26 protein-coding genes are annotated in these 25,739 nt (G+C 42.6%); 9 read left to right on the top strand and 17 right to left on the bottom strand.

Translation table 11 applies throughout. From position 1 onward, the window contains the following. Position 1: 1 nt before the first annotated feature. Both LU351_RS07645 and LU351_RS07640 read left to right on the top strand, forming a co-directional pair. Positions 2-427 carry a hypothetical protein gene (locus LU351_RS07645; protein ID WP_232593476.1) on the top strand — a complete coding sequence of 142 codons (426 nt, stop codon included), beginning with the start codon at positions 2-4 and terminating at the stop codon, positions 425-427. Beyond that, complete coding sequence (locus LU351_RS07640) at positions 408-4,547, top strand: host specificity factor TipJ family phage tail protein (RefSeq protein WP_232593475.1); 4,140 nt, start codon at positions 408-410, stop codon at positions 4,545-4,547. Before LU351_RS07645 ends, LU351_RS07640 begins: the two co-directional genes overlap by 20 nt. A gap of 54 nt (positions 4,548-4,601) precedes the next feature. Here the strand turns inward: LU351_RS07640 and LU351_RS07635 are convergent, their stop codons facing one another. The 5 genes from LU351_RS07635 to LU351_RS07615 form a co-directional block, all read right to left on the bottom strand. Further along, complete coding sequence (locus LU351_RS07635) at positions 4,602-4,892, bottom strand: type II toxin-antitoxin system RelE/ParE family toxin (RefSeq protein ID WP_232593474.1); 291 nt, start codon at positions 4,890-4,892, stop codon at positions 4,602-4,604. Next, the gene (locus LU351_RS07630) at positions 4,885-5,139 is read right to left on the bottom strand and encodes a type II toxin-antitoxin system ParD family antitoxin (protein WP_269783356.1); all 255 of its coding nucleotides are present in this window, start codon (positions 5,137-5,139) and stop codon (positions 4,885-4,887) included. The genes LU351_RS07635 and LU351_RS07630 overlap by 8 nt, the downstream gene beginning before the upstream one ends. 132 nt (positions 5,140-5,271) lie before the next feature. Further along, a complete protein-coding gene (locus LU351_RS07625) occupies positions 5,272-5,511 on the bottom strand; it encodes a ribbon-helix-helix domain-containing protein (RefSeq protein ID WP_232593473.1) in 240 nt (79 codons plus the stop codon). Between the two features lie 36 nt (positions 5,512-5,547). Continuing rightward, positions 5,548-6,534 (bottom strand): GTP pyrophosphokinase, encoded by a 987-nt coding sequence (locus LU351_RS07620; RefSeq protein WP_232593472.1) that lies wholly within the window; start codon positions 6,532-6,534, stop codon positions 5,548-5,550. Further along, positions 6,527-7,624, bottom strand: a complete 1,098-nt coding sequence (locus LU351_RS07615) for a nucleoid-associated protein (RefSeq protein ID WP_232593471.1) — start codon at positions 7,622-7,624, stop codon at positions 6,527-6,529. Before LU351_RS07615 ends, LU351_RS07620 begins: the two co-directional genes overlap by 8 nt. Positions 7,625-7,989: 365 nt before the next feature. Between LU351_RS07615 and LU351_RS07610 the strand changes: the two genes are divergently transcribed. The 4 genes from LU351_RS07610 (at position 7,990) to LU351_RS07595 (ending at position 9,941) form a co-directional block, all read left to right on the top strand. Further along, on the top strand, positions 7,990-8,376 hold the full coding sequence (locus LU351_RS07610) for a hypothetical protein (RefSeq protein WP_232593470.1): 387 nt from the start codon (positions 7,990-7,992) through the stop codon (positions 8,374-8,376). Positions 8,377-8,449: 73 nt separating this feature from the next. Next, the gene (locus LU351_RS07605; protein ID WP_232593469.1) at positions 8,450-8,797 is read left to right on the top strand and encodes a hypothetical protein; all 348 of its coding nucleotides are present in this window, start codon (positions 8,450-8,452) and stop codon (positions 8,795-8,797) included. Between the two features lie 189 nt (positions 8,798-8,986). Further along, complete coding sequence (locus LU351_RS07600) at positions 8,987-9,586, top strand: hypothetical protein (protein ID WP_232593468.1); 600 nt, start codon at positions 8,987-8,989, stop codon at positions 9,584-9,586. A gap of 148 nt (positions 9,587-9,734) precedes the next feature. Beyond that, positions 9,735-9,941, top strand: a complete 207-nt coding sequence (locus LU351_RS07595; RefSeq protein WP_232593467.1) for a hypothetical protein — start codon at positions 9,735-9,737, stop codon at positions 9,939-9,941. Between the two features lie 25 nt (positions 9,942-9,966). Here LU351_RS07595 and LU351_RS07590 read toward each other — a convergent pair whose 3' ends face one another. The 3 genes from LU351_RS07590 to LU351_RS07580 all read right to left on the bottom strand — a co-directional run bounded on the left by LU351_RS07590 (position 9,967) and on the right by LU351_RS07580 (position 12,348). Next, complete coding sequence (locus LU351_RS07590; protein WP_232593466.1) at positions 9,967-10,665, bottom strand: Rha family transcriptional regulator; 699 nt, start codon at positions 10,663-10,665, stop codon at positions 9,967-9,969. A gap of 297 nt (positions 10,666-10,962) precedes the next feature. Further along, complete coding sequence (locus tag LU351_RS07585; protein WP_232593465.1) at positions 10,963-11,580, bottom strand: hypothetical protein; 618 nt, start codon at positions 11,578-11,580, stop codon at positions 10,963-10,965. A gap of 192 nt (positions 11,581-11,772) precedes the next feature. Next, positions 11,773-12,348 carry a hypothetical protein gene (locus tag LU351_RS07580; protein WP_232593464.1) on the bottom strand — a complete coding sequence of 192 codons (576 nt, stop codon included), beginning with the start codon at positions 12,346-12,348 and terminating at the stop codon, positions 11,773-11,775. A 607-nt stretch (positions 12,349-12,955) separates the two neighbouring features. Between LU351_RS07580 and LU351_RS07575 the strand changes: the two genes are divergently transcribed. Continuing rightward, the gene (locus LU351_RS07575) at positions 12,956-14,110 is read left to right on the top strand and encodes a DNA cytosine methyltransferase (RefSeq protein WP_232593463.1); all 1,155 of its coding nucleotides are present in this window, start codon (positions 12,956-12,958) and stop codon (positions 14,108-14,110) included. Between the two features lie 6 nt (positions 14,111-14,116). On the opposite strand, the gene LU351_RS07570 is transcribed toward LU351_RS07575, so the two are convergent. The 4 genes from LU351_RS07570 to LU351_RS07555 all read right to left on the bottom strand — a co-directional run bounded on the left by LU351_RS07570 (position 14,117) and on the right by LU351_RS07555 (position 18,031). Beyond that, the gene (locus LU351_RS07570; RefSeq protein WP_232593462.1) at positions 14,117-14,656 is read right to left on the bottom strand and encodes an Eco29kI family restriction endonuclease; all 540 of its coding nucleotides are present in this window, start codon (positions 14,654-14,656) and stop codon (positions 14,117-14,119) included. Positions 14,657-14,677: 21 nt separating this feature from the next. Beyond that, positions 14,678-14,857: a hypothetical protein gene (locus LU351_RS07565; RefSeq protein WP_232593461.1), complete on the bottom strand. Its 180-nt coding sequence runs from the start codon at positions 14,855-14,857 to the stop codon at positions 14,678-14,680. Positions 14,858-14,905: 48 nt separating this feature from the next. Further along, entirely contained in the window at positions 14,906-17,200 is a 2,295-nt protein-coding gene (locus LU351_RS07560; protein ID WP_232593460.1) for a S9 family peptidase, read from the bottom strand. Positions 17,201-17,341: 141 nt separating this feature from the next. After that, on the bottom strand, positions 17,342-18,031 hold the full coding sequence (locus LU351_RS07555) for a hypothetical protein (protein ID WP_232593459.1): 690 nt from the start codon (positions 18,029-18,031) through the stop codon (positions 17,342-17,344). Positions 18,032-18,315: 284 nt separating this feature from the next. On the opposite strand from LU351_RS07555, the gene LU351_RS07550 reads away from it, so the two are divergent. Beyond that, a complete protein-coding gene (locus LU351_RS07550) occupies positions 18,316-19,089 on the top strand; it encodes a hypothetical protein (protein WP_232593458.1) in 774 nt (257 codons plus the stop codon). 83 nt (positions 19,090-19,172) lie between these two features. Here LU351_RS07550 and LU351_RS07545 read toward each other — a convergent pair whose 3' ends face one another. From LU351_RS07545 to LU351_RS07535, 3 genes are all read right to left on the bottom strand, one after another. Next, positions 19,173-19,766, bottom strand: coding sequence for an HD domain-containing protein (locus LU351_RS07545; protein ID WP_232593457.1), 594 nt, complete (start codon positions 19,764-19,766; stop codon positions 19,173-19,175). Between the two features lie 70 nt (positions 19,767-19,836). Then, a complete protein-coding gene (gene prfH, locus LU351_RS07540) occupies positions 19,837-20,526 on the bottom strand; it encodes a peptide chain release factor H (RefSeq protein ID WP_232593456.1) in 690 nt (229 codons plus the stop codon). Between the two features lies 1 nt (position 20,527). Further along, the gene (locus tag LU351_RS07535; RefSeq protein WP_232593455.1) at positions 20,528-21,781 is read right to left on the bottom strand and encodes an RNA ligase RtcB family protein; all 1,254 of its coding nucleotides are present in this window, start codon (positions 21,779-21,781) and stop codon (positions 20,528-20,530) included. Between the two features lie 70 nt (positions 21,782-21,851). Between LU351_RS07535 and LU351_RS20670 the strand changes: the two genes are divergently transcribed. Further along, on the top strand, positions 21,852-21,986 hold the full coding sequence (locus LU351_RS20670) for a hypothetical protein (protein WP_269783354.1): 135 nt from the start codon (positions 21,852-21,854) through the stop codon (positions 21,984-21,986). Positions 21,987-22,188: 202 nt separating this feature from the next. Here the strand turns inward: LU351_RS20670 and LU351_RS07530 are convergent, their stop codons facing one another. After that, positions 22,189-22,941, bottom strand: a complete 753-nt coding sequence (locus tag LU351_RS07530) for an HAD family hydrolase (protein WP_232593454.1) — start codon at positions 22,939-22,941, stop codon at positions 22,189-22,191. A gap of 206 nt (positions 22,942-23,147) precedes the next feature. Next, positions 23,148-25,196 (bottom strand): alpha/beta hydrolase family protein, encoded by a 2,049-nt coding sequence (locus LU351_RS07525; protein ID WP_232593453.1) that lies wholly within the window; start codon positions 25,194-25,196, stop codon positions 23,148-23,150. Positions 25,197-25,739 lie beyond the last annotated feature (543 nt).

The following is a 25,739-nucleotide window of genomic DNA, read 5'->3' as shown; positions in this document are numbered from 1 at the left end:
TATGCAGCTCAATGATTTTTTAGATCGTGTTTACCCATCGCACGAGGCACCGTGCTGGGCGTTTGTTCGTGATGTGTATTATCACTTAAAAGACGTCGAATTATTGCGTGTCGGTATTAGCGGTCACAATAAAACTGCAATTCGCAAAGCCTTTAAAACCCATCTGATGCGCGGCTGGTTCGAGCCCACGGATAAGCCGACTGAATTAGATATTGTTGGCATGTGCGATGTCGGTGACGATGAGTGCAATTTAACCCATGCGGGTATTTGGATGCCGCCCGACAAATCTATTTTTGCCTTGCGAAACGGTTTAATTATGCACGCCGTGCATGGTGGAGTGACTTCCATTCCCCCGGATCGCCTCGCCCATTTTAATTTAAAACTCTACAAGTTCTATCGGTATAACAATGCAACTGACTCAATTTAATGACCCGCTTGATTTTACTCAGCGCAAGTCATCCGAAATCACCGAAGGCTCTACGATAAAAGAGGCGCTTAAAGAGAGTGGGGCATGGGAGTTTATTCACTCGGTGGTCTCGCTCGTTAATTTGAATGGCGAACCCGTTTTAGAATCTGAATTCGATACGATTTTAAAAGAAGGCGATCACCTCACCGTTGAACCGATTCCACAAGCACCCGCAACACTTGCCTGGGTGGCGTTTGCTATTAGTGCGGTATCAGCGGTAGCGGCATTGTATATGGCTGGTGCCAATAAAGCCGATGGTGTAGCAAGTGCCGAATCACAAGAAGGCAGCCCTACTTATCAAATTAGCTCGCGGGGTAATCGTGCGCGCATGGGGCAGCCCAAGCCCCGAATTTACGGCTCACTCCGTACATGGCCAGATTTATCGACGCGCAGTTACACCGAGTTTGTGGGCGATGATGACCAAATTATCTACGAACTCTTTGAAGTAGGGTTGGGTAGTGTTGATGTGGATATGACAACCGCACGATACGAAGATACACCGCTGTCTGATTTAAATGACGTGCAGTTTGAAGTTATCCCGCCCGGCAAAAAATCAAAGCTCTTTCCTAGTGATGTGGTGAGCAGTTCGGAAGTGTCCAGCCTTGCCATTAAAGACGAGCGCTTAGGGCCGTATACGGTCAACGAGCAGGGCACCACCATTACTCAAATTGCCTGCGATGTTGCTTCTGCTGGTATTTATAAAACTAAAGATAATGGCAGTACGCGTCAGCACTCGGTCTCGTTTGAATTTTTTGCTCGTGAGGTCGACGACGATGACAACCCAATAGGGAATTATTTTAGGCTGGGCCGCGAAACCTTTACCAGCGATACCCGCGACCCCATTCGCCGCACGTTTAATTATTCGGTCGAACCCGGTCGTTACCAAGTCTATTGTGATCGCATTACACCCAAAGACGACAGTATCCAAGTCACCGACGACATCGACTGGAGTCAATTAAAAGGCTTTTTAGAAGACGGTAACCCGATTACTAATACCACTCGCATTGCGATTAAAGTGCGTGCAAGCGAGCAATTAGGTAACCGGTCACTATCTAAATTCAATGTAGTGTCTCGCGGGAAAGTTTCTACCTGGGCCCCCGATCAGGGCTGGACTGATAACGTAACAACGAGCAATCCGGTATGGGCCTTTATCGACGTTGCAAAATCCCAATACGGTGGTAACCGTGCCGACCCTTACATCGATTTAAATTACCTCTATGAGCTGGCTTTATTCTGCGACGACCAAGGTTATGAATTTAACGGTGTCTTTGATACCCAAACCACCGTCTGGGATGCACTCACCAAAATCGCGGCAGTGTGTCGTTGCCATCCCGTCGATAAAAATGGTGTTTATACCATGGTGCACGATGGTTATTCGCCGCAACCAATGTCTACTTTCACAATGCGCAACATAAAGCGCGGGTCATTTAAAATTGAGCATGTGCCGATCACTGACGAAACTGCAGACGGTGTGAGGGTTAAATATCTCGATAAAACTTACTCTTACATTGAGCAAGAGGTGTTGTGTGCATTACCCGGCAGCGATGCAAAAAACGTAAAAGAAGTGAATGCATTCGGCGTAACCGATCGAGACCAAGCGTATTTATACGGCATTTATATCTGTGCCGTAAATCAATACCGTCGTCAGAAAATCTCGTTCACAACTGGGCTGTCCGGATACCTGCCATTTTTTCACGACGTCATCACCGTCAGTCACATCATGCTGTCCATTGAAGGAGCAACACAAATTAGCGGTGATGTGATGCATTGGAACGGTAACGATGAATTACATCTGTCCGAACCTGTGCACGAAGATATAAAAAACCCCTTTATTGTCATCAGAAATCAAGACGGCACCCCCGGTGATCCGTTAAAAATTACGGTCATTAATGATAAAAAAATACGCTTAGACTCGCCCGATTTGCTCGATAAAACAGCGATGGTCTGGAGGCATGACGCCAACGTTTCTAAGCCAATGTTTTTATTAGGCGAGGGTATCGACTTTGCTTACCGAGTTAAAGTCGAGCGCATCCGCCCGCGTGGAAATAACCAATACCAAATAGAAGGTTTTGTTGATGATATCACCGTATACACCGCTGCTGATGGACTACAAGTCCCACCCATCGACGCCATACCAGACGCAGCAAATATTGCCCCCGCTGTATCTAACTTGCGTGCTGTTGTTACAGGCACTAATGATGATCCTCGTGTTGACTTAAAGTGGACGGGACAAAGAGCGGATCGTTATTTAATCGAAGTCTCTACCGATAACGGAGCGAGCTTTTTACCGCTTGGCCCCGGTTACACAACACGAACAGAATATACCGCTTACCCCGACCCTGATTTGGTCAGCGATGATAAATACATTTACCGAGTCGCGGGTGAAAATATTTTTCGTGGACGCTGGGAGCAAATCAGTGTTGATATCTCCGACTCGTTAGACCAACCACCGCCAGCACCGACAAATTTAAGGCTCAGAGAAACCTTTAACGGCCCTTACCTTCGTATTGCGTGGGACAGTTACACTGAGCGTCATCGTATTGTATGCGTTGTTGATGGTGTAGAGCGCTATGCAGTAAATAATATCGACGCGAAAGAGTGGGATTTACATGGGACCACTGCACAGGATTACGGCTTGGGTCGTGAATTCGATGTGCGAGTTTATGCCGTCGATACTGCAGGCAGAATCAGCGAAGAATATGCAAAGCTACGAGTACGCAACGAACCGCCAGCGCAATTAAATAATTTTACCGCAGTCGGTTTTTACGACACCGTGGGTATTGATTTTGATTGGCCTGATGACTTGGATTTATCCGGCGTTAGTGTTTGGATGTCGACCAATAATGGTTTTATACCCAACGCGACAAACCTTGTTATTGATAGCTCTCGTGATCCGGTTTTATCTGTGCCATTTAAAGAGGGGCAGGAAGTCGCTTATATTCGAGCTGCCGCTGTTGATGTATGGGGTAACCGTGGTCTTAACTTCACTGGTCAATACCGAGTCAATCGCGGACTTGTTGATCTCTCAGAAATACGAGAAGATTTACAACAGCTTGAAGGAAAATTCCCCGTCAAGAATACGGACATTCAAGACAATTCAATTAGCTCACCGAAGATTATCGCCAACTCGGTATTAAGTCGGCATATTATTTCCAGTGCAGTGACCGCTGAGAAAATCGCCGCTCTTGCTGTTACAGCCGGGAAAATTGCGGCCAACGCTGTCACCGCCGATAAATTATTTGTGAATGAGTTATCGGCTATTGCAGCAAGCATGGGCTTGTTAACCGCAGGCACTTTCCAAACCACGAGCGGCGCAACTCCAAGAGTGCGTATTACCTCATCTGGCAACTTAGCGTTTTGGATTGGCGACGGCGCTTTAATTAACGAAGCCAATGGACACGTCTATTACAATAAAGCCAACCAGCGCTTTGTGATTAACGACCCGGACAGCGGCTATCGCTTTGAATATCAACCCGGTTCGAATATGCCGATGTGGTTTGGCACTGGCGCTAAAAATGCAAACAACGGATTATTCTATTACGATAAAAACGCCCGACAACTTGTAATTGATAATGCAAAAGTAAGAGGCGATTTAGAAGCTACATCAATTAGAGCCAATACGGCAAATATTATTGATACACTGATGCTTAGGGGTGAATCGATTACCGCAAGGGAGTTTTACAGTAGTCGTGAGGAGGTTGGCTTTAATGATGATGGGTGGGGTGCTGGCTTTTCTCGAAGCATAAACTTTGATGATGCGGACTCTCGCTCTTCGGTGATTATCACTCTGCAAATACAGAATCATATTGAATTTTTATCGGGTCGGCGCGGGCCTGTATTCACAAGACTAAGACTCAGAAGAGGGAGTACTGTTTTAGATGAGTGGGTTTTAATCAGGTCAGACCCGCCAGCCGGATCAGAGACTCGACAGGTTAGTTTTGTGGATCGTCCGGGGTCTGGATTACACACCTATACCGCTGAGGTTATTTTGTCGAGCACAGGAACGGGAGGAAAAGTGAATACTATTGATAAATCTACTTTGTTGTCGCGGTTGATGATACTGGACGGAGCCAAGCGCTAAATCAAAGCAGAGCAACAATAAGCCTTATTGATTGCTCTGTTTATGATTAGAGGGTTACAAATGCCGCTGAAAGTCCATGCTTTTGTGCAGTAGTCGAACCACTAATAAAAAATCAGTACTTTGGCGATAAAAAATAACGTGTGAGCCAACGGAGTAACAAAAATAACCCGGCTTTATATAGCTGGCTGTGCGACCTTGTAATTGATTTTGAGAGAGTTTGGTAAATGCAATTTCAAGGTCGTAGATGTAGCGATCAGCTCGGGGGTATCCCCAATTTTCAACGCTGTAGTCGTATATGTTTTCTAAGTCTAATTCTGCTTGCGGTGTGAGTTTAAATTTAGACACGCTTTCGCCTTGTTTTCATCCTCTGAAGGAATTTGTCTGCGCTCCACTCTACAGGTTCACCGCTGTTCTCGCCTTCCTCTATTAGCTTTCTGAGCTGGGTAAGCTTCGATTTAGCGGTCTTTTCGTGCAGTAGTCTTAGGCTGTCACGGATTACTTCGCTTTGGTTAGCATAGGAGCCAGACTCGACCATGGCCTCAATGAATTCGCCAAGTTCGGGGCTGGGTTGGAATGTAATTGTGCGAGCCATGCTGAATACCTCAAGTAAGCAAGTTTCTTACATTATAATCTTTGGTTAATGGTTTTCAAGCGGTGGGGTAGAGTGGAGATTGGTGTGCAATAGGAGAGGTGGAGATAGGCTTTTCGAGGAAAGGCTAAGGGGTTATAGCTTGGCCTTAATCTCTGCTAGCAACCCCTCTCTTGTGACTTTGACAGGAGGGCCTGAGTTTAGCCCCTCATCAATCAACCGGCGAAGGCGGGCCAGTTTGGCATTGCTATCACCCGCAAGCAGCTTCAGAGCGGCTTTGACGGCCTCTTGCTCGTTTGGGTACTCCCCAGACTCTACAAGACCCTCAATGATTTCGCGGCTTTCTTGGTCGTTGAGTAGCGCTGTGTTTTGCATTGCTCTTACCTGATCAAATGTTGAGCTTTGAGTATATCACCCTTGGTCAAGACTAATGCCCAAATCTATGGATGGAAGCTCTAACAGCTTATAGTCGAGAGGCCAGTCTTTTAGTAAAGCGTTTCTCTTTCTTTTCATTAGCCAGTAAACAAATAGGATTGTACTTTGTTGATACATTATGTGTTCAGAATAATGATCTTTTATGGCAGAACAGATGCTTTCAGATTTATCTATAAGCTGTGTTTGAATACTATTAATTAAACTATCATCGATAAACCTTTCGAATGAATCCCATACCGCTAAGGAAGATTTTTGCCTGTGTGGCTTAATGCCAGTTAAGTTTTCATAGATTGCATCCAGTCTACTTAATATAGAAAATTCCTCTAGCGGCCCATGATTAAGTTGTTTTGTGGCATCAGAAAAAAAACTGTCAGTCGTTTCGATAAGCGCCATGCTTTTCGCGACAGTTCTATGTACACTTGCCTTAACTGTTTTTTTTGCCTTGTAAATGGCGTCATGTGTAAGTTCTGCATGAGCGTGTTGCAGTAAAGTTCTTATTTGTATCTCGCATGGAGTGGTTTTGGGTATTAATATATCGTTGATGTTAAAATCGTTAGCGGGGCGAACAACATAGTGAACTGATTGGTATGTGAAAAGTAGGGGCTCGTTTTCTTTATCCTCATCGAAATGTTTGCAGGCATCAAAAGTCCATTTATTATTTTTTTCTATAATTCCACATATTTTATCAATATCTTCCAATAATAATACAACAAAACGGATGCCAACCTTATCTTCAATTTGGTTATAAGGGTCTGTATAGCCTTTTCCGGGTCTATGAAATGCCTTGTCTACGAAAGATTTATCATCCTTTAATCGTGGATTAACTGGAATTTTAAAAAAGGAGCATAGATCGGTTTGATCCTTTTCTAAATCATTGCAAATGCTATTCGCAATATGTACACCCCAGGCTTCATAGATGGGCTTTTCAGAATTCCATGTCTGTATTAATTCCGACTCATTCATTAAGTTGACTCACCTTTTCTTTAATTATAACTTTTGTCCACTCGTTAGAAGCTCCAGAAGAGTTGGTGTCTCCATTTATTGATTCTATTGTGATTGAGCTATCAAAATCTTCTGGTGAAGCTATTAGCTTAATCCTTTTTCCAAACTTCATTTTTCGTATTTTGAGCTTACTTTTTATATGTTTGTTATCTTTGGCGAAAGAGTTTGTTGGGATTCCAGTGTCTTCTAGGTGGGATATGTAATCGTCTTGTGTATCCCCAGCGAAATAATTTTCGGCAAAATCACGTGGTGTTATTATATCAGATTTTTGTGTTTTTAGATACGTAGTTAGAGCGCTAACCAAATCATTTTTTTCTTCTGAGTCTATATCTAGGCTTCCGATGAAAGAACTGGTTGCGTCATAGAATTTCATTGTTTTTCTGGCACTATCTAGAGGGTAGTCAAGCCCCAAAAAATCAGAATAAAAATATCTTGCTGCAAATTTTCCATTGGAGGCTGTCATTTGATGATCTTTTATTCTCACTGCATATTTGTCATTTAGATCATCTGAATTAGAGGTGTCTGTATTTTTTTCAAAAAAGGCAACCGCCTTGTGAAGCCTGTTGTTTGGTGTTAATAATATATCCTTTACGTAATTTAGTATTATTTCACCGGTATTAGGGTCGATGGCTTTTTCATAACCGTTATGAAGATCAGCTTTGATGACGCCAAAAAACGCTCTATTCAATTTTCTTTGCTTGCCTGTAAAAATGACAACAATTCCACCTGTCATGCTTCTTTTCGTTTGGGCGTCAGCAAGCTTGTGTGCTATGTCGAATGAAGATACTAAAAAATCGTCATCAGGTTTTCTTATCATGTTATCTAAAAGTGAAGAAAAGCTGTTTTTGCTTTGATCTATAATGTGCATCTCTACAGATTTAGACCCTTCGCCCAAGCTATCTACAACTCTGCTTTCAAATTCAACCATTGCGTCTTTGTTGAATCTTGTAAAAGAGTTGCTTTGTTTTGGAGGAACTTTATTTCCATTGGAATCCCTTTGAAATATTTGATGAATGACGATTCTATCTACTGAAAGTCCAGATAAATACATTGCTAGCTCCTCGGTTCTAAAAACCGCGCAGACTACTTTACTGAAAATAAACCAACAATATAAATGCGAATCAAATCAACAAATTGTCATCTTAATTTTTCTGTATTGGCATTCAAAATAACTTCGGTCACTTCTTGGTCATTTGTATTGAAAACCTAATACTGTATTATTATACAGTATTTATTATTCATTGTCACAATCCGCTAACAATCAATAATCAATTAGTAAAGAACTGTAAAAAAGCATAAAAAACAAACAGATAAGCACTATTCATAACTGATGTTTATTGATCCTGAAACGTTTAGTAATTAGTATTTGCGCTTAGTATTATTTACATGATCAATTAACTTTTATTTGAGAGTTTTATGAGACTGATTTTAGTTTCTTTATTTATTTTATCTGAGAGTGTTTTTGCTACTACTGGCGGGCTTTTACAACCTGATCCTTTATTTGCACAAGAGGATACAGAAGCCGAGCAAACGCTAAGACCTATTACGTCTGATCCGCACGACGAACATTTTATGAGCCGCTTTATGCGGTTGTTTGCTGCTACAGGTGGTAGTACACAGCCAGATAGACAATTATTTCTTGCTGGCGGTATTGGCGGAGTAGATCAGCCCAGTCTAGAAATTGTAGGAACGGGCACGGGTCACCAGCCCCCTCCCGATAAAACTGGAGGAACTGGGCAACCAAAACGTCCTAAAGGTTCGGGTGGTGAAGTAAGCCAACCTGAAATAAAAACTCTCACATAAAATCAATTGTAAGACTTTACACAGATTGACAAATCTCTCTCAATTCTTGTACTAGGTAGAATCTGATTAGTTTATGATAAAGCCGGAAGATGCCCATAGAATACTTGTATCCTTTTTGAAGGACATAGAAGGCACTCGCGGAAAAGTTGACCCCTTTTTGAAGAAGGCGAAATCAACATTACATAATTGGTACTACAACAAAAGTAAACCAAACTATGTTTTGTTTTTAAGCATCTTGAAGGCAGTGGGGATAGACTTTTCCAATTATTGGGTTGTAAAAAAAGATTTAGATTCTATAGGTGTTGATCCAGACATATCGCCTATTCTTGCTCTCATAAAAACAAGCGGGACTGATATTGAGAAGCTAAAAGGCGAAATTGATAAGGTGCAAAGTAAAGAGTTGGAGAGAGATGATGCTTGAATTTCTGTGTGCAATAGTAATGTCAACAACAATGGCTTGCTCGGGGCCAGCCGATCATGAGGTCAGCGCTAGCGGTAGTTCTGGCGGTGCAACAACAATGGGAACTGGTGGTGGCGGCAACTTGCCGCCTAGACCAGAGTGATGATTTGTTTCAACTTATCTAATTAAGCGATTCTAGGTTAAGTTTTTATGGGATTCTTTGAGATAATTGCAAGCTGGACCGTAAGTGAGTGGCATTCGGCGGGCTGGCTTTGCACAATGCTGCTTTTATTTCTCGCCAGCCTAAGCTGTAGAAATATCAGATGGCTGATGTTTTTAATGTTATCAATAGAGACTGTAGGTTATTTTACTGTCGGGCAAAAGTCCTTTGCTGATAATTCAAACCCATATATTTACCTATTCCTTATTAGCCTGCAAGATCTTGCCGTAATCCTCTGTATCGCCCTTCGCCTTATAATTATGCGATTATTTTCGCATCCAAGTCTTGGTGTGCTTGGAAGAGCTTTTAAGGTTGGAGAGGATCACCAGTATTATAATGCAACAACAAACGAAGGGCTGATACTCATAATTATGGTTCTGTCAGTTCTCGTCAATATTGGCACTGCGATAGAGTGGGTATTATGGAATGCAGACATTATTAAAAGCTACCTATTTTACAACAGCTTCTTTTACGTGAAGGTATTTTTATCTTGGCTGATCAACTGGACTTTATTGATGGCGGTAATAAAGGGATTGGCGGGTAGATACTCAGAAAAATGGCGCGAAGATCATTATTGTTCAACTCATTGAACAAGCTTTCAGTTAGCCTAAGTACATCGCTAACGGAAATAACAAACCCGGCCACAGCGTCGGGTTTTTTGTGTCTGCGCGAAGGGGTGATCTATAACAATGGTCTTGCTGCAATAGCGGCGTATAACAATTAAACAAGTGGTAAAAAATGAAGCAATTTCAACATTGGAAAATGAAAATTGCTACGAATGAATTTGTTGCAGTTGTACTAAATGAAGGAGGAGAATTAGAGGAAATGCAACCGCATCACTTTGTCCGTAGGGAAACTCAGGAGAAAAAGTTAAGTGCTGAAGCTGCATATTTACAGGCATTTAACGATATATCAACGGGTTCATTTGATCCTGATAAATTTTAGGATGGGGCGCATTGGCGCCCTTGTTTCATTGGAGAAGTCTTAATGGCTTACCTGAGTCAAACTGGTTTCTTTGCATGTCTGAGCCAGCATCAAGATAGCCCGCAACGAAGTACATTTGCTCAATCTCTTTAGCTCGCCTCACAAATTCATCTATATTAAGACTGTATTGTTCAATCCCTTTCTTGAGGATCACGGTTAATTTCTGCGTTTGAAGATTTTGGTGAAAACTTACGGGCTCACCCAATGCCTCAGGCTTGGGAAGATAGCTCATGTCGTGACCTTTTTGCTCTCCGTATTGCTTGAGCATTCCCAGCTTCTCGGCCCTATCTGATTTTAGTGTCTTCGCTACAAATTCGAACATGTCTTGTTCGGAAGTTTTAGGGCAGGGTGGTGGAGTAGGGGGCTGATTTCTTAGTTGTGCTTCCATTAAGTTGAATGCATTTATGTAAGCCTCTTTGATCTGAGCAGCCTTCTTGCCAGTAAAGCCCATTACTAAAAACATAAAGCCGTCTTTTGTCATTTCAAATGAGTCATACTCATTTCCTCGGTGATTGTATTTAACCGCCGAAAAGTTGGAGGTTAAAAACTGCTCAGAACAATCTATGGATTTAATTTTATCGATGACATGACTGTGTCGCTTCCCAAATGCTTCTGCAACCTTTAAGGATGTTGTAACTAGACGATTATTAATTAGGTGAACTTCTGGTGTGGAAAGACTAGGCATTGTTTGGCTCCTGTTGAAATTTGAGCCATCCCAATTAAGTTCCTACGCTCAATAGGGTGGCGGGTTGCTCGGGGTAGGAATGCCGGTCAACAGGGGCCGGTGGGCGCAAGGCCCCCCGGCAACCCGCCATAACGAGTCGCTACGCACAAAAAAAGCCGCATACAGAAGAACTGGCGACTTGTGCGCCTGTTGATGATTCGGGTTCCTACGCCCGGCACTAGATTTTGCTAGTGCTACTTGAGTATGCGCTTGCTTGGCAGGTGTGTCAAATAGCCCCCGCAAAGCAGGGGGTTGTTATTAGGTGCTTTGTTGATGCTTGTTTATTTCAGCTATGAATTCTCGGATGGATAAGATCGCGGTTCCTTGACCTCCAGGAATACGCTCTTTGGAAAAGATAGCTTCCTCGTAACCCTTGCTTGTATGTATGCGAACCCTGCAATCTTCAGCCGAAACCATTTGCTGTAAAAGGCTGTATGGAACCACTACCGAATTAGTGCTTTCCGTGTAAATGGTTTTGGACACTGTGTTGTAGCCACCGCTGTCCAGATTGGTTGACTTTCCAGACTTAAACGATTCTATGTTGCCGTCGGTATTTATGTCGATTCCCGTAAGGCTAAGATATGCTGATTTGGCGCTTGCAACGTCTGAACTATAGGAGAGAACCAATGCCACATACTCCGGAGCCTTGCTCGACCATCTGGCACCCAGCTTTACTTGGTTGCCCCATGTGCTCTCTGGATCATACAGAAAGGTAGGTGAAACCTTTATCAGGGTGGCCCCATCAAATGTTGACTTTTCCTTGCTAACAACGCCTAAGCCGGAAAGTTTAGACATAGAGTCTGCCATTCCGGCGCAGGATATCAGCACGCCCGCCAAGCACATATAAAAAGATACCCTAAAAAACACTTTTAACATTTACCGCTTCCTCGTTGTTTGTTTTTGATGCTCAATAATATATTGGCCTCAAGAGGTGAGGAATTTATGTGGTGACCAATATGGTGATTTTGGTGTCAATATAGGCTGCCTATGTTGGCAGTGAGAAAGGCCGCGAGCCTCATGCTGGCCTTTCTTCGGTCTTGTCAAAGATGCCTGCGGCTTTATCTACCTCTATTTGTAGATGTCGTCGACATTCTCTACTTTTATCTCGTTTGAGCTTAATTGGAGAAGTAGCCTTTTGAGTTCTTTTGCATTAACCGGGTCGAAGAAAAGGGCGTTATCATCTAAGCAAGTGCCTACGGCACAAAAAGATACTGAGAGAAAGTGTCTTTCAGAATTTCCGCTATGGAATACAAATTTAATTTCACCTGATGGCCCAGCACTCCAAGAGTCAACCCTTCCTATTTCCTTTGTTATTGCATCCCCCCTGCTAAGAGCAAGCTCGTCCCACTCAAAATATTTGTCTATGAGAGAGACATATCCATCTGTATTCGATTGTAAAAATCGAATAGGAGCGACCATGTGATCATTTCCTCCATAGCCATCTCTTGATACTGACAAAACAGTGCTCCCGTCACTCATGTTTTCAACGGATGTGAACGTTGGTCGCAGCATGTAGTTTGCAGCTAATGAATTGTACTCCCTCGCCTTTAAGTTAGTCGCAACCCTTGTGCTTTCTTGGACGCTTGCACATCCAGCTAAACAAAGAGCAGCGGATAGAACTAAAGTTTTGAATTTTCCTAGCATTTAATTACACCCCTCACTTTTTTGTTGAAGGGGCATGTTAAACAAAGTGTGACTGGAATTACGTTTTTGTTCGCGCCTTTTTTGATCAATATAGTGCCAATCATGCTATCGAAGATATAGCTTGTGGTTTTGGGGTGTCAATATATTTCTTGGCTGCATAGTCGTAGTTAGCATTCTTGGATGGCTGTCTTTATACTCCCGTCAGACACTTTCACTATTGCTATAAGTGAAGGCCTCAAGATATCATCTACAACTATTAAGAGCTGTTAAACCGCAACGAACCGCAACGAGGTAGTGAGTATTGAGCGGGTTTTAGGGTGAAAAATAGGTAAAATGGCAGAGAAAAAGCACTGTATATGTACTGTATATCCGCCAGAAACGCAGATATACAGCACTGGCAGTGTTGAGGTCAGCGGTTCGATCCCGCTAGGCTCCACCAATTTTTTCCTTTAAAATCAATTATTTACGAAAAATCGTAATTTTCTACTTGCAAACCTGTATCTATCGATGGTCCGTATATGGTCCACCTTCAATCCTTGTTATAAAACTTAAAAGTATCGCACAATGTTATCTACGATAAATTTTAAGTGGTGAAATTGATCGATTTATGACCTTGAAATCCATTGAACTATTCGCAGGAGCCGGAGGACTTGCTTTCGGGCTTCATGAGGCCGGTTTTGAAACACAAGCAGCCATTGAGCTTAATAAAGATGCCTGCTCTTCTTTAAGAGGAAGTGTTTTACTCGGTGACCATTGTCAGATTGTTGAATCAGACATCAAAAATCATGATTTTGCTAAGTACCCATCTATCGATTTGGTTTCAGGGGGGCCGCCCTGTCAGCCATTTTCTTTAGGTGGAAAGCATGCTGCAAATACCGACAACAGAGATATGTTTCCCGAAGCCGTTCGCGCTATCAGGGAGTTAAGCCCCAAATCATTCGTCTTTGAAAATGTGAAAGGCTTATTGAGAAAATCTTTTTCTACTTACTTTGAGTATATTCTCCTGCAATTGCAGTATCCAACAATGGTAAAGAAAGAAACCGAGAACTGGGAATCACACCTCTCCCGGCTTGAAAAAAAGCGTACGAAAGGAGATAAACCAGAATATAACATTGTTTTTCGTTTGCTCAATTCAGCAGATTATGGCGTTCCGCAAAAGAGAGAGAGAGTTATCATTGTAGGCTTCAGAGCCAACCTTGGTATTCAATGGGCTTTTCCCAAACCCACCCATACTGAAGATCGCCTCCTTTGGGAGCAGCTTGTTAATAATGAATACTGGAAGAGGCACAATTTAAAACCGCCTGCACTTTTGCCGCAACAAGAAAGAAAAAAAGCCTCTTTAATAAAAAAATATGGCTTGTTTACTCCCCCTGAAAAACCTTGGGTGACTGTTAGAGATGCAATTAGTGATTTGCCAGAACCTTATATTGAGTTGCAGGATGGAAAAATAAAAAATCATATTTTTCGTGATGGAGCACGCATGTATCCGGGACACACCGGTAGTTATATTGACTCACCTTCCAAGACACTTAAGGCTGGTGTTCATGGTGTGCCGGGGGGGGAGAATATGATTCGTTTTAGTGATGACTCTGTTAGATACTTTACCGTTCGTGAAAGTGCGAGGATGCAAACATTCCCTGACTTCTATGAAGTATCAGGGTCTTGGTCAGAAGCAATGCGCCAACTCGGTAACGCAGTACCAGTGGCGCTTGCAAGAGTCATAGGAAATAGCCTTTATGAGGCTTTGATCCCTAAAAATTAAGCTTTTTTATTGTAGTTTTTCTGCCCATGCACGCCCCGGATGCAGCTTATCCCAGTTTGACCGAGCTTGCTGATATCGACCACTTCCGGGGTCATGATTTCCAAATCCATCAATTGTTGTATTCCATATAGGTTGCAACAATTGAATCATAGTTGATTCAATTACAGATATTATCGCCGCTAAATCGTTAGGAATTATTGCAAATTTGCACTCAAAGTCTGACAAATTTAAGTTGCTGGCGGCGTTAATACTTCTTGCATGCTCTGATAATCGTGACTTTAGTTTTTTCTCCAGAGGCTTAGATATAACCCCGGTTCTCCAGCCCGTTGGCACAGCTTTTCCAACGTAGATGGGAGTGTTTGTATTGCTGAGATGCGAATACTTTGCAAAATTGCCTTTATAGAAAATCATATACACACCTGAACCAATAAAATCGCCTTGAGGGGGAAGAGTATGGCGAGGTGTTCTGTTCATGAAATTGATAGCGTCATTCGCTAATTGTATTAACACGCCCGATCTGAACGTTTGGTTCCCTACATCAATCATGAAATTTTCCTTCAATTTTAGTTATTGAAAATCGTGCTCTAACCCCCAGAGGAAGATTGGCATTGCGGAAGGTGATTTAAGTTTACTGTGATCGGCAGCTATTGGAGCATTAAAACTTTTTCTAATTATTTTAATGCTTTCGGTTTTCTTCAGGGCTCGTTTACGCTTAATCTCGACTTTTCTCTGTTTTCCGCTTTTCATACCTCCCCCCAATTAAACAGTACCTTAATTATACTATTGAACCTTGTTTTATTCGGAAATCCCATGGGACAGAAGAGTAAACGTCATTTCTTCCGCATTATCCAATAAGCGACCATAACGTCCGCTATTAGAGAAATGTCCGGCTCCCATGTTCATGCGCATCATTAATAAATTATTGTCTGTTTTTAGATGACGCATTTTTGCCGTCCATTTTGCTGGCTCCCAATAGGTAACACGAGGATCATTTAAACCGCCTGTGACCAGCATGGCGGGGTAGTCAGTGGCGCTAATGTTATCGTAAGGGGAGTAGCTGCGAATTAACTCAAACGCTGCTTTGTCTTTAATAGGATTTCCCCATTGCTCCCATTCCGGTGGGGTTAACGGCAAGGTGGCATCGAGCATGGTATTGAGCACATCCACAAACGGTACGCCTAAAATCACGCTACTCCATAATTCAGGTGCTTGAATCGTAACGGCGCCCATTAATTCGCCGCCGGCGGAACGACCAGAAATACTGATGTTGCCGGCTTGGGTGTAGCCTTTATCAATTAATCCACGAGCGACATCAATAAAATCATTGAATGTATTGTTACGCTTTTTGAGTTTTCCATCTAAATACCATTGATAGCCCATTTCATCACCACCACGGACATGAGCAATGGCATAAATCACACCTCGGTTAACCAAGGATAAACGATTACTGGCGAAACTCGGCGACATGCCATAGCCATAGGCACCGTAGGCGTAAAGATGCAATGGGTTGCTGCCATCCAGTTTTACGCCTTTTTTATGCATGATAGACACAGGGACACGAACGCCATCTCGTGCAGGGATCATCAAGCGCTTGGTTTCGTACTGAGATTTATCGTAGCCAGAAGGAATGGCTTTGACTTTGCGCTCGATTAACGTCTTTGAGGAAAGTTGATAATCAAAAACGGTATCGGGTGTAATCATTGACTCGTAGTGAAGTCGAAGGTGAGGCTGCTCAAACTCTGGATTATTAAAAAAGGATGCTGTGTAGACCGATTCAGGGAAATCAATGGCTGATTCATTGCCATCGTAGTCACGCAGGACTAATTGATCGAGCCCGTTGACAGACTGTTTTATCGCAAGGAATTTGTTGAACGTTTGCACGCTTTTTATGTAGGTTTTATCAGAACCTTCAACGACGGTTTTCCAATTTTCATATTGCGGCGCATTGTCCTCCACTGAGGCGATACGAAAATTAACGTGCTTATCGTTGGCGACAATCCAGAATTTACCGTGAGCGTGATCTAGCTCGTAGTTAAAACCTCGTTCACGAGAAGCCAATAAAAGCGGTTTTACGGATAAATCCGATTGAGGAACAACATAGTATTCCGAAATTTCTGCTTGGCCGCTGCCAATGATAAGGTACTCATCATCTGAAGTGCTTTCAAACCCTAAGAAGAAGCCATCATCAGACTCCGCCAGCAGAACCTTATCTTTTTCTGAGGGGGTGCCAAGGTAATGGACGTTGATGCTCTCGACGCGCCATTTTTCGGTTTCCAGTGCCCCATAGACCAGCGCATTACCTTGGGTGAATAAGAGTTGGCCTGAGGTATTTTCTACGGTATCAGGTAATGTTTTCCCAGAATTCAAGTCAATCAAGTGGACGGTATAGCGTTCACTGCCATCGGTATTAACACTGTAGGCAAGAAATTGGTTGTCTGGGCTGATATCGAAACCACCCAAGTCAAAATAATCAATGCCTTTGGCTAACTGAGGGGCATCAAGAAAGACTCTGTAGGCAGAGTCGTCTTTTCCAAGCGGTTTTCGAAGATACGTTTTATATTCCTCTCCATCGCGGTATTCCCATTTATACTCATAGCCATTATTTACCCAGGGTACGGACGTTTCTGTTTCGTCTAATCGGCCTTTAAACTCTTTAAAAAGGGTATTTTTTAATGGAGTATAGTCTTCAAGCCATTGATGAAAATAGGCATTTTCGGCTTTCAAATAAGCCAGCACGTCTTCATCATCTGTGTTGGGGTAGTCTGGGTCTCTTAGCCAGTTCCAGGGGTCGGATACGGTGATGCCATGATGGGTAAAGTCGAATGGCTTCTGCTTCGCAGAGGGGGAATTAGGCAGTTCGTTTAAAAAGTGATTCACAATGTCTTTTTTACTCTCTTTTGCATTGAATTCAACGGGTTGTTGAGATTCAACGCATCCATATAAAGATAAGCTTGCTAAAAAACCAAGGCATAAACCTCGTGCACGATGAAGATACGAGATTTCATGCAGATAGAATTTTTTGGGATTGTTATCGGAATTTTTCTCAGAACGTCTTTTGGCGTTCTTTCCAAAATACTGAGTCAGTATCATTTCCCCTCCGGTATGAGTGATTGATAACCATCTAATTGGGAAACTGTAACATCGCAAGACTACTTCCGTCTAAATCTACTTTTTTGTCTAAAACTATTTTTACCTAAAGCTTTTGAGGTCATTTACATGACAGGGCGGTTATTAACGAGGCGAATAGATAAATCGTCTAAGGTTCGTTATAAACGTATTGTGGGGGACGATGTGTACAGGGGATGTGCCTACGAGGGTATCATTATTTGACCAATATTTTGGGAGCGCCATATTACGTGGTGACGGATCAAACATACCTTGAGGTGCATCGTTTTGAGTAACTCTAGCGTTATTGTAACCCCGAGCCAATACTGTGTTGGGATTGGCTGGGTTGCTCGCGACCACGACCATTGAGTGTTGCGGGTTTCTTGGATGATCAAAGATTAAGACGTCGCCGGGTGCGGCTATTCTTGAGAGTTGTCGACGATTGGGTACGGCTATAGCGCCTTGGCAAAAATGATGCCCGTATGTCATATGGTTACCTGTGACATGCATGGAGTTGATAGGCACGTCATATTTTCCTCTTCTACGCATAAATGGAAAGAAACGTCGAAAGCCTTTATTGGGCGTTTTCACTGGGGCTGAAGGTGGAGCAGGGTTGATACATCCAATACAGCTGGATTGTATATAGCGCTCTACAACCTTTGCAGCAGCAGGGCCTGAGTATCCGATAGATTGAGCAGCCCAGTGAATCGCGGCCAGATGGCATACATAATGTCCGGGTGTACCATCGATATGACGGTAGGTTTGTGGGTTGGGACACATTTGAGCGAAGTTGACCATTCTATTGCGTGTTGTCATATCGGTATCTACTTTCAGTAATATTTCAGTCTCAGTAATATTTCAGATGCATGCAAATTAGTACCGAAAAAAGAGGAAATGAGTGTCAATTTGCCATGCTTAATTTAAGGCAGTAAACATCCGCTTTGTGGATGTCATTCAACACGACTCATTTGGCATCTAAATATAAAATGGTTTTTTTTGATCGGATGAGGCGAACATAGGCTACTTCGTTTAGGGTGGGGAGAAGTAGAGAGAGGGAGTGTTTTTACATGATGATCTTTACCTTTGGAGCCATAACAAAAATGAAAAAAAAGCCATTTTTACACCTACCCACTTTAACCGTTTTTATTTTCTTCCTCTTCGGAGCAAGTTACAGTTTTGGGCAATGCCCAATTCCTTCTAGCGAACCTGTATTTCGTAGTGAGTCACGTAATATTCAACAATACGAATGGCGCTTGAATAATGCGCAAGCTTGGTTGGAGGTTGCCCAGACGCCTGTTGATGAGTTTATTGCCTCCTTCCATGATTATGTTTCGGCCAATACAGATTTAGATCAGTATGGGTTATTACGCCGTCAGCAGGATATATTTGCGCGATATGTTGGGCCAAACGATGATGCGGTTTTGTCTATTCAAGCGTTATTGGATGGCGATGCGGCCACAATAGGAAAAGCGACATGCTTAGACCAACTCCTACTCTCTGGGCAGTTGCAGCGTGTTGACCCCTCGATGCCAACAGAGTTTCAGGCGGATATCTTCAAGCAAGGCGATCAATTGAGAATTTATGTGGCCTGGAGAACGGTGGCAAATTACTCTGGCCCTCCTGTTGATCTGAGTACACGAGATCGCAGAAATCTAATTCGATCAGGGTGGGAATTTTATACGTCGTTGCATAATCATCCCTTCTTTTTTGGCAATATCGATATAGCGGGTACTATTATCGCCAGTTCGCCAGATTTAAATTTGTACCGAAACTATTACTCAACGTACCCATTAGGTAGCGCAAGAATTACTAATGGAATAGATTCAGCCATCTATTCGGAAATGGATGTGGACTACTTGTCGCTCTTTGAATAACCGCGTTATCGCTCTTTGAATAATAATGATTGTGTGGGCGGTTTCGAGAAACGCCCACACATTAACGAAACATAAGTGATAATTTAGGTGTCTTGTAACCAACCTTTTTCTGTGGCCTTTTCAATTTCTTCCAAAACAAAACCCCACAGTTTTGGAGCAGAGCGCTCTAAGTGTCGGTTTCGATTAATCACCTGCGATTTTTTTACGGTGTTGGCAGCCCAGCTACCTCCGTTATTTTGAATATTTTGCATTAACGGAAGAACTCGATCCATTGCTTTGGCAAAACTGGCATCGGGTGTTTCGGCTTCTTCAAATTCCATCCACAGTGAAATAAATCTCTCAGCTTGAGAGGGGGGTAATAGACCGAAAAGGCGTTTTGCTGCGGCGATTTCCTTATCCGATTGCTCTGCCAATATGGCGCTGTCATCAAACGCGAAAGTATCGCCTGCGTCGATTTCAACAATATCATGCAGTAATAGCATGAGCGTTACCCGCCCAACATCAATGGGCTCTTCGGCATACGGAGCAAGTACATGAGCCGTCAAAGCAATATGCCAACTGTGTTCTGCGCTGTTTTCACGGCGATTATTATCGGCTTTAATTAGGGCGCGACGATAGACCGCTTTGAGTTTATCCATTTCGTTGATGAACTGAAGTTGCTGTGATAAATCGTTCATTCAAGCTTCCTATTTATATTGAAATGTCTACGATGAAAAGATCTGTATTAAAAAAATAATGGCCCTCAGTTTAGTGTGCTTTAAATTCGGAACCAACAAATATTTTTACTGCATTACCGCGTCCGACGTGAAAATGCTGTTGCCAACGATCTTTTGTTTGTTGTGATTGTGTTTGATGGTTTTTACTGTCTAGCAGTGTTTGCAAGCGTTTAAGCGCCAGTTGTTTATTGCGATGTTGAGAGCGTTCAGTGTCCACTTTTAATTGAATGCCTGTGCGAGGGTGTGTGAGTTGCACCGCGCTGCTGGTTTTGTTCACATGTTGCCCTCCTGGCCCGCTGGCGCGAGTACTAGAGAATTGCACTTCTTTTTCCAGCTCTTCCATAAGTTGATGTTCGTCTTTGAGTGGAGTCACTTCATTGACCGAAACAAACCAATTTTGTCGTTTATGTTTTGGACGATAATGGCTTTCACCGCGCCATTGAATGGTGCCTTCCCACTCTTTGATAAACGCTTTCCGATTCGTACCTGATATCTGCACAATCACCGATAAGTAAGCGTCTGGCTCAATTAACGACTGTTTGCGCAAGTGTTTATCATAAGCCACCGTTGTTTCGATGTTGAGCTTTAATTGGTGAGCTTTCGCAGAAACTTCCATGGCTTTTATCACTTGTGCGACCACCCATCCGCATTCCTTAGGACCTTGACCAGCACTTACTTGAAGTAAAGTATTATGGTTGTTTTTTCTGTTATCCGTCTTCATTTTATTTTTTCCTGGTTTTGTAGGTGAGCAAGGGCTTGAATTGAGCGATTAGATCAATCATGCCCGCTTGCTGTAAATCTGAAATCACCACATCGATATTTTTATAGGCTTGTGGTGCTTCTTCAAAAAGTAAATCTCGTTGTTTACAAATCACGCGTCCGCCAAACCCGTTATTTTCTAAATCCTTTACGGTAAAGTTATTGCGTAACTTCCCTTTTGCATCACTACGTTGCCATTTTCTGCCCGCGCCATGGGCAAGAGAGTATCCTCCATGACTTATGGCATTTTTATTGTCCGTTTTAGGTTTAACCAAGTAGCTGTGGCTGCCTCGGGAACCGGGAATCATCACTAACCCCTGATCCGTAGGGCTAACGCCTTTTCGATGAATCCACATCGTGTGCTTTGATTTTTCTGTAAGCGATAGTGGAGCGCACAGTGATATCATGTCGTTTTGTTGCTGCGACGATAACGCCGTAACGGAGTTATGAGTAATATCCAATATCGAATGTCCGCCTGCTTTTATGGCAGATAGAAATCGTCTCGCAATGATATACCGATTAATTTCGGCCCATTTCACGGCTGTATCATGTTGATGCAAATAGCCATTTTGAGTACTTCCGGTAAGAGAGTTTGCTCCGTGAGAATTCATGTGTTGATGCAAAATGGCTTGACCCAAACCGCGAGAACCACTGTGTACTAACAGCACGGTACTACGCTTAGTTAAACCAGTTTGTTCGAAAACATCAGAGTCAAAAATTTTGGCAACCGACTGGAATTCGGCAAAATGATTACCGCCACCAATGGTGCCGAGTTTATTGTTTAATGCATCAATGTTTTCGATTCCCATTCGATCGAAAGCGGATAAGTCAAAGTCATATTGCTCTAATAACTCGTTGGGGCTTTCTTCATAAGGCTCATCCAGCCCCACTAATCGTTTTTCGATTTTATCCATTTTGAACTTGTGTGCCGGGACATCTAGGTGCCAAAGCCCCATGCCACAACCGATATCACTGCCCACTAAGTGAGGGTAGATATGTTCCTGAGAAATAAACGCCGCTCCAATGGGTTGTCCTTTCCCAGGGTGTAAATCTGGCATGCCGACTCCAAGGAGCATACCAGGCAGTTGTGTTGTGTGAATTAATTGATCCACCGCAGTGGTTTCTAACCAATTTTTTTCTGATATCACCAGGTTAACCAGTGCGCCATTATTGAGTTTTTGAGAGGCGCGTAAAGGTGAAAAAGGGGAATTGCCCATAATTTTATATCCGTATTTCACCTACTCTTTACAAGATCGTAACGAGAAAAGAGGAGGAGTATTAATCACTGTGAACAGCGATAAATTGGCAATAACAGCTACCGAAAAAGCAGTAATGATATTGCGTTACGGCATTGGCAATCTGAAGGTTGGAATTTGCGAAAGTGAGAGTATGACGATTTTGGTTGTCGTCAATACTATTTAGCAAATAGGACTATTTTCAGAGGCCAGTGCTTGGTGTTTTGTGAATTGCATAAAGAAAAACATATTGACCTCCTGTTGATATCGTAGGTTGAGATAATAGATGAAGTGACTTTTAAAATAATGGATGAGATGTCATCAATGGCGCGCACTATAAACACCCTCTGTGCGCGCTGCAAGCATTTTGTTTAATTTTTTTACCTTATTTATTGTAAAGGTTGTGTTGTTAGTTCTTGTATTAATGCTGGAATTTCATCTGGGTGCAGAACGGTATGATGTGGATTAATACCTAGTTCTGCATCTAACGGTTGTTGGTGTTGAATCCAAACAGAGGTAATACCGGCATTATGGGCGCCTACAATATCCGCCGCTAAGCTATCACCCACATGAATGGCTTCATGGGCCTCACATTGAGCTAGCGTTAATGCTTTTTCAAAAATAGATCGAGCGGGTTTTTGCTCTGGCTCTTGTCCACCAATAATAATGTGATCCACATGAGAAGAAAGATTGATCCTCTCCACCTTTGGAACTTGTGAAAATTCGGGGCCATTGGTAATGACGACTAACGTAAAATATTGTCGGGCTTTACTCAGGAATTCGGGAATACCAGGATAAAAATCAAAAGCCTGAATACGGTCGTCATCAAACTGTTTTTGCAATGCTAAGGCCTCTTCATTTGAGACGGATGGGACACCGGCATTACTGAGTAAGTCTTGAATCAATTGAATACGAAAGCTCATTTCGCCTGTGCTTTCAATGATGGGCAAGTATCGAGCGCGTTGAGCTTCTGTCCACTCTCGATAAATGCCTAAAACATAGTCATCTGCAAAACCATGTAGGGCGTCTGAGCCTGTAAAGCGATCCATTACACTTTGTTGCAATAATTGTTTCGCAGTGTGGTTGGCGCCTTGGGTGTCGCACAAGGTTTCATCCATATCGAGAAAAAGCGCTTTTAACATAATGATGCTTCCAAGTTTAAGGCGGTATAAATGGGTACTTTCTTGAGTCTTTCTTGTTTTTTCATGAGGCTAGATCATACAAGAAATACTTGACGATGTGTTGACAGGATGTTCACTTGTGAATAGAGGTTGTGAAGGAGGGTTGTGAAAGAAGAGTAACAAGAGCGGGCCAGAAACGCCCGCTCTTGAAGGAAAGGGAATGGGAATTATCTTCCTAAATGTTTGGCTAAAAAATCATCCATCAGGGTAAAGAACTGAACACGATGCTCTTCTTTACTGAGATAATGATCGCCATCTTCTTGCTCAACATAGGTGACGTCTTTACCGGCTTTGCGCAAGGCCTTTTCCATTTTGCGGCTATGATTGTAACGTACGCTGCGGTCTTTGGTGCCATGGACCAGCAGAACCGGTACATCAATACTATTAGCCTGATTCACAGGGGAGTATTTTGCCAATTCTTTGAAGTTTGAGCCGATTTGCTCTTTTACGACTTCATAATTGGTGTAACGACGATTACTCTTGACTAGATATTCAACATCGGTAACGCCCGCAAAGCTGATAGCACATTGATATAGCTCGGAAGAGTTTGCGGCTTCCATTAAGGCTGCATAACCACCATAGCTACCGCCAACAATGCAAATTCGTTCAGGGTCGGCGTAGCCTTGTTCTATCATCCAGCGGGTGCCATCTTCTACATCCGTTTGCATTTGTTTTCCCCAGTTTTTTAAGCCTGCTTGCATAAAGTCAAAGCCATGTCCGGAAGAGCCACGAAAGTCCATTTGCAGCACGGCATAGCCCCGGTTGGCAAAAAACTGTGTCCAATAATTGAAACCACTACCACTGAAACTGATTGGTCCACCATGGGGGTGGATAATGGTCGGTAAAGATTTTCCGTCACTGCCTTTAGGAAGCGTTAAAAAGCCTTTAATTTTTACTCCATCTCGTGCTTTATAGGAAACGCTTAATTTTTCGGCCATATTTTTGGGGTCAAGCGCCCGATAGCGATAAGCGACGAGATTGAGTTGACCTGAATCTCGGTCTCCGAGGTAATAGGTTCCAGCATCTAAGTCACTTTTAGAAAGCAATAAATATCTGCGTTCATCGCCACTGAAGTCAACAATGATGTTATCGTAGTCCGGTAGGGCTTTATTAATTCCATTTTGAAGCGCTATGTATTTTGGATCCCAAAAGGTAAAGCCGCTTTTGGTTGAGAAGGTGGTGCCAATGACTTTGTCTGTTATTTTCGAATAGAGAAGGCCACCATCGGCATCGTATTCCTCATCTGAAAATACTAATGAGAGTTCGCGCTTGGGGTCGGTAACGTCCACTTTGAAAATGGCGAGTCTATTATTGTGATATTTCTGAACATACAAAATTTTGGGGTCGAGATCGAACCCCAATGGCCAAACTTGATCTTCCGCGAAGGCTTCGAATGTCCAGAATAATTCCCAGTCACGGCTATCAGGGAGTCGTACTCGTACACGGAATTCAGTATCTTCCCTTTCTACTCGGGCACGAACATTATGTTGTTGATCGGTTGTCCAACTGTTTACAAAGCGTCCACGCTTTTCCTGAACTCGGACTTTTCCAGATTTTAAATTGACTTTAATGACTTGGGATGATTCAGCTTTTACCGACAACTCCATTAATATGTGGTCTTTATCGTTGGGGAGAAGGTCGATAATTTGGTCTTGAAACTGTGGCATAAAGTCCAGTTTACGCAGATATCGCCTAGGTAAAACCGCTTCGTATTCGCCTGTTGTTACATCAATACTAAGAAGTCGAGTTTCTGTAGTCGGTACGCCATAGCGAACAGCCGGAAAAATAGCGCTTGCTAGCAGAGTATCGCTGTTCCCCCAGAGAATCCAAGAAAGTTTGTATTTGGTATTTTCGGCATAAATGGGGTAAATCGATTTACCGGTTTTTAAATCCGTAATTTGAACAGCGGTGCCTTTTTTTTCCTGGGTATTAAGGCGAATTAAAGAGGCAATTTTGTCCCCTTCGGGCGAGAGTTTTATGTCCGCTACATCAGGGAGGTGTGCAAAAGCCTCGACGGGTAATGGTGTATAGGTAGGATCATTTTCTTCAGAGTGATTGGCTGTGCTGACTGAAGAGTCGACATTGTTCTCTTGATAAGAGTTTTCTTGATGAGGGCTTTCTGTGAGAGCCGTATTTTTGTCAGCGGCGAAGATGATTGAAGTATAGCAGGCGGTGCTGAGCAAGAGAGCTACCAGCACACATTTGAAATCCTTCATATAAAGCTTCCTTTACAAAGATGTATAAAAAATAAACTTCTCTAAGGTTGAGTGTGGTGTATTGTATCGTGCTGTGAGTATTTTCCAAGGGATGTTAACGGCAAGTTAGGTAGTGGTTCATTGAGTCTATCTCGGTGTTTTCGATTTATTTTTGAGGTTGTAATAGTTTGTAATGGTCTGTGTACCCTATAAAATTATAGAGTTCACATGTGATTCTGTTTTTCATGCAATAATTGCAGCTTGCGCGCGATATTGTTACTCAATTCACCGATGATATAATTAATTTCCTTTTGATATCCTGCAGTGAAATGGACAGGTGGAAGAGAATAATAAATAGAGGAAGCTGCAGATAGAGTAAAATGTATTGATGATATGCGCATGAATTTGAGGGCTAATGATTGTGATTATCATTTTAATTGATTTTTTGTGCTCACTTTTTTCTTAAAAAATTAATTATTAAGTTTGACGAATTTATTACTTTAGTGTCTAGTTAGCACTTATATATTCACCCTTGGAATCAATTACTTTGAGGGTGTAGAAATA

It is taken from the genome of Marinibactrum halimedae, from assembly GCF_021234875.1.
In the GTDB taxonomy this organism is placed as follows: domain Bacteria; phylum Pseudomonadota; class Gammaproteobacteria; order Pseudomonadales; family Cellvibrionaceae; genus Marinibactrum; species Marinibactrum halimedae.
This window is presented reverse-complemented; position numbering and strand designations above follow the sequence as displayed.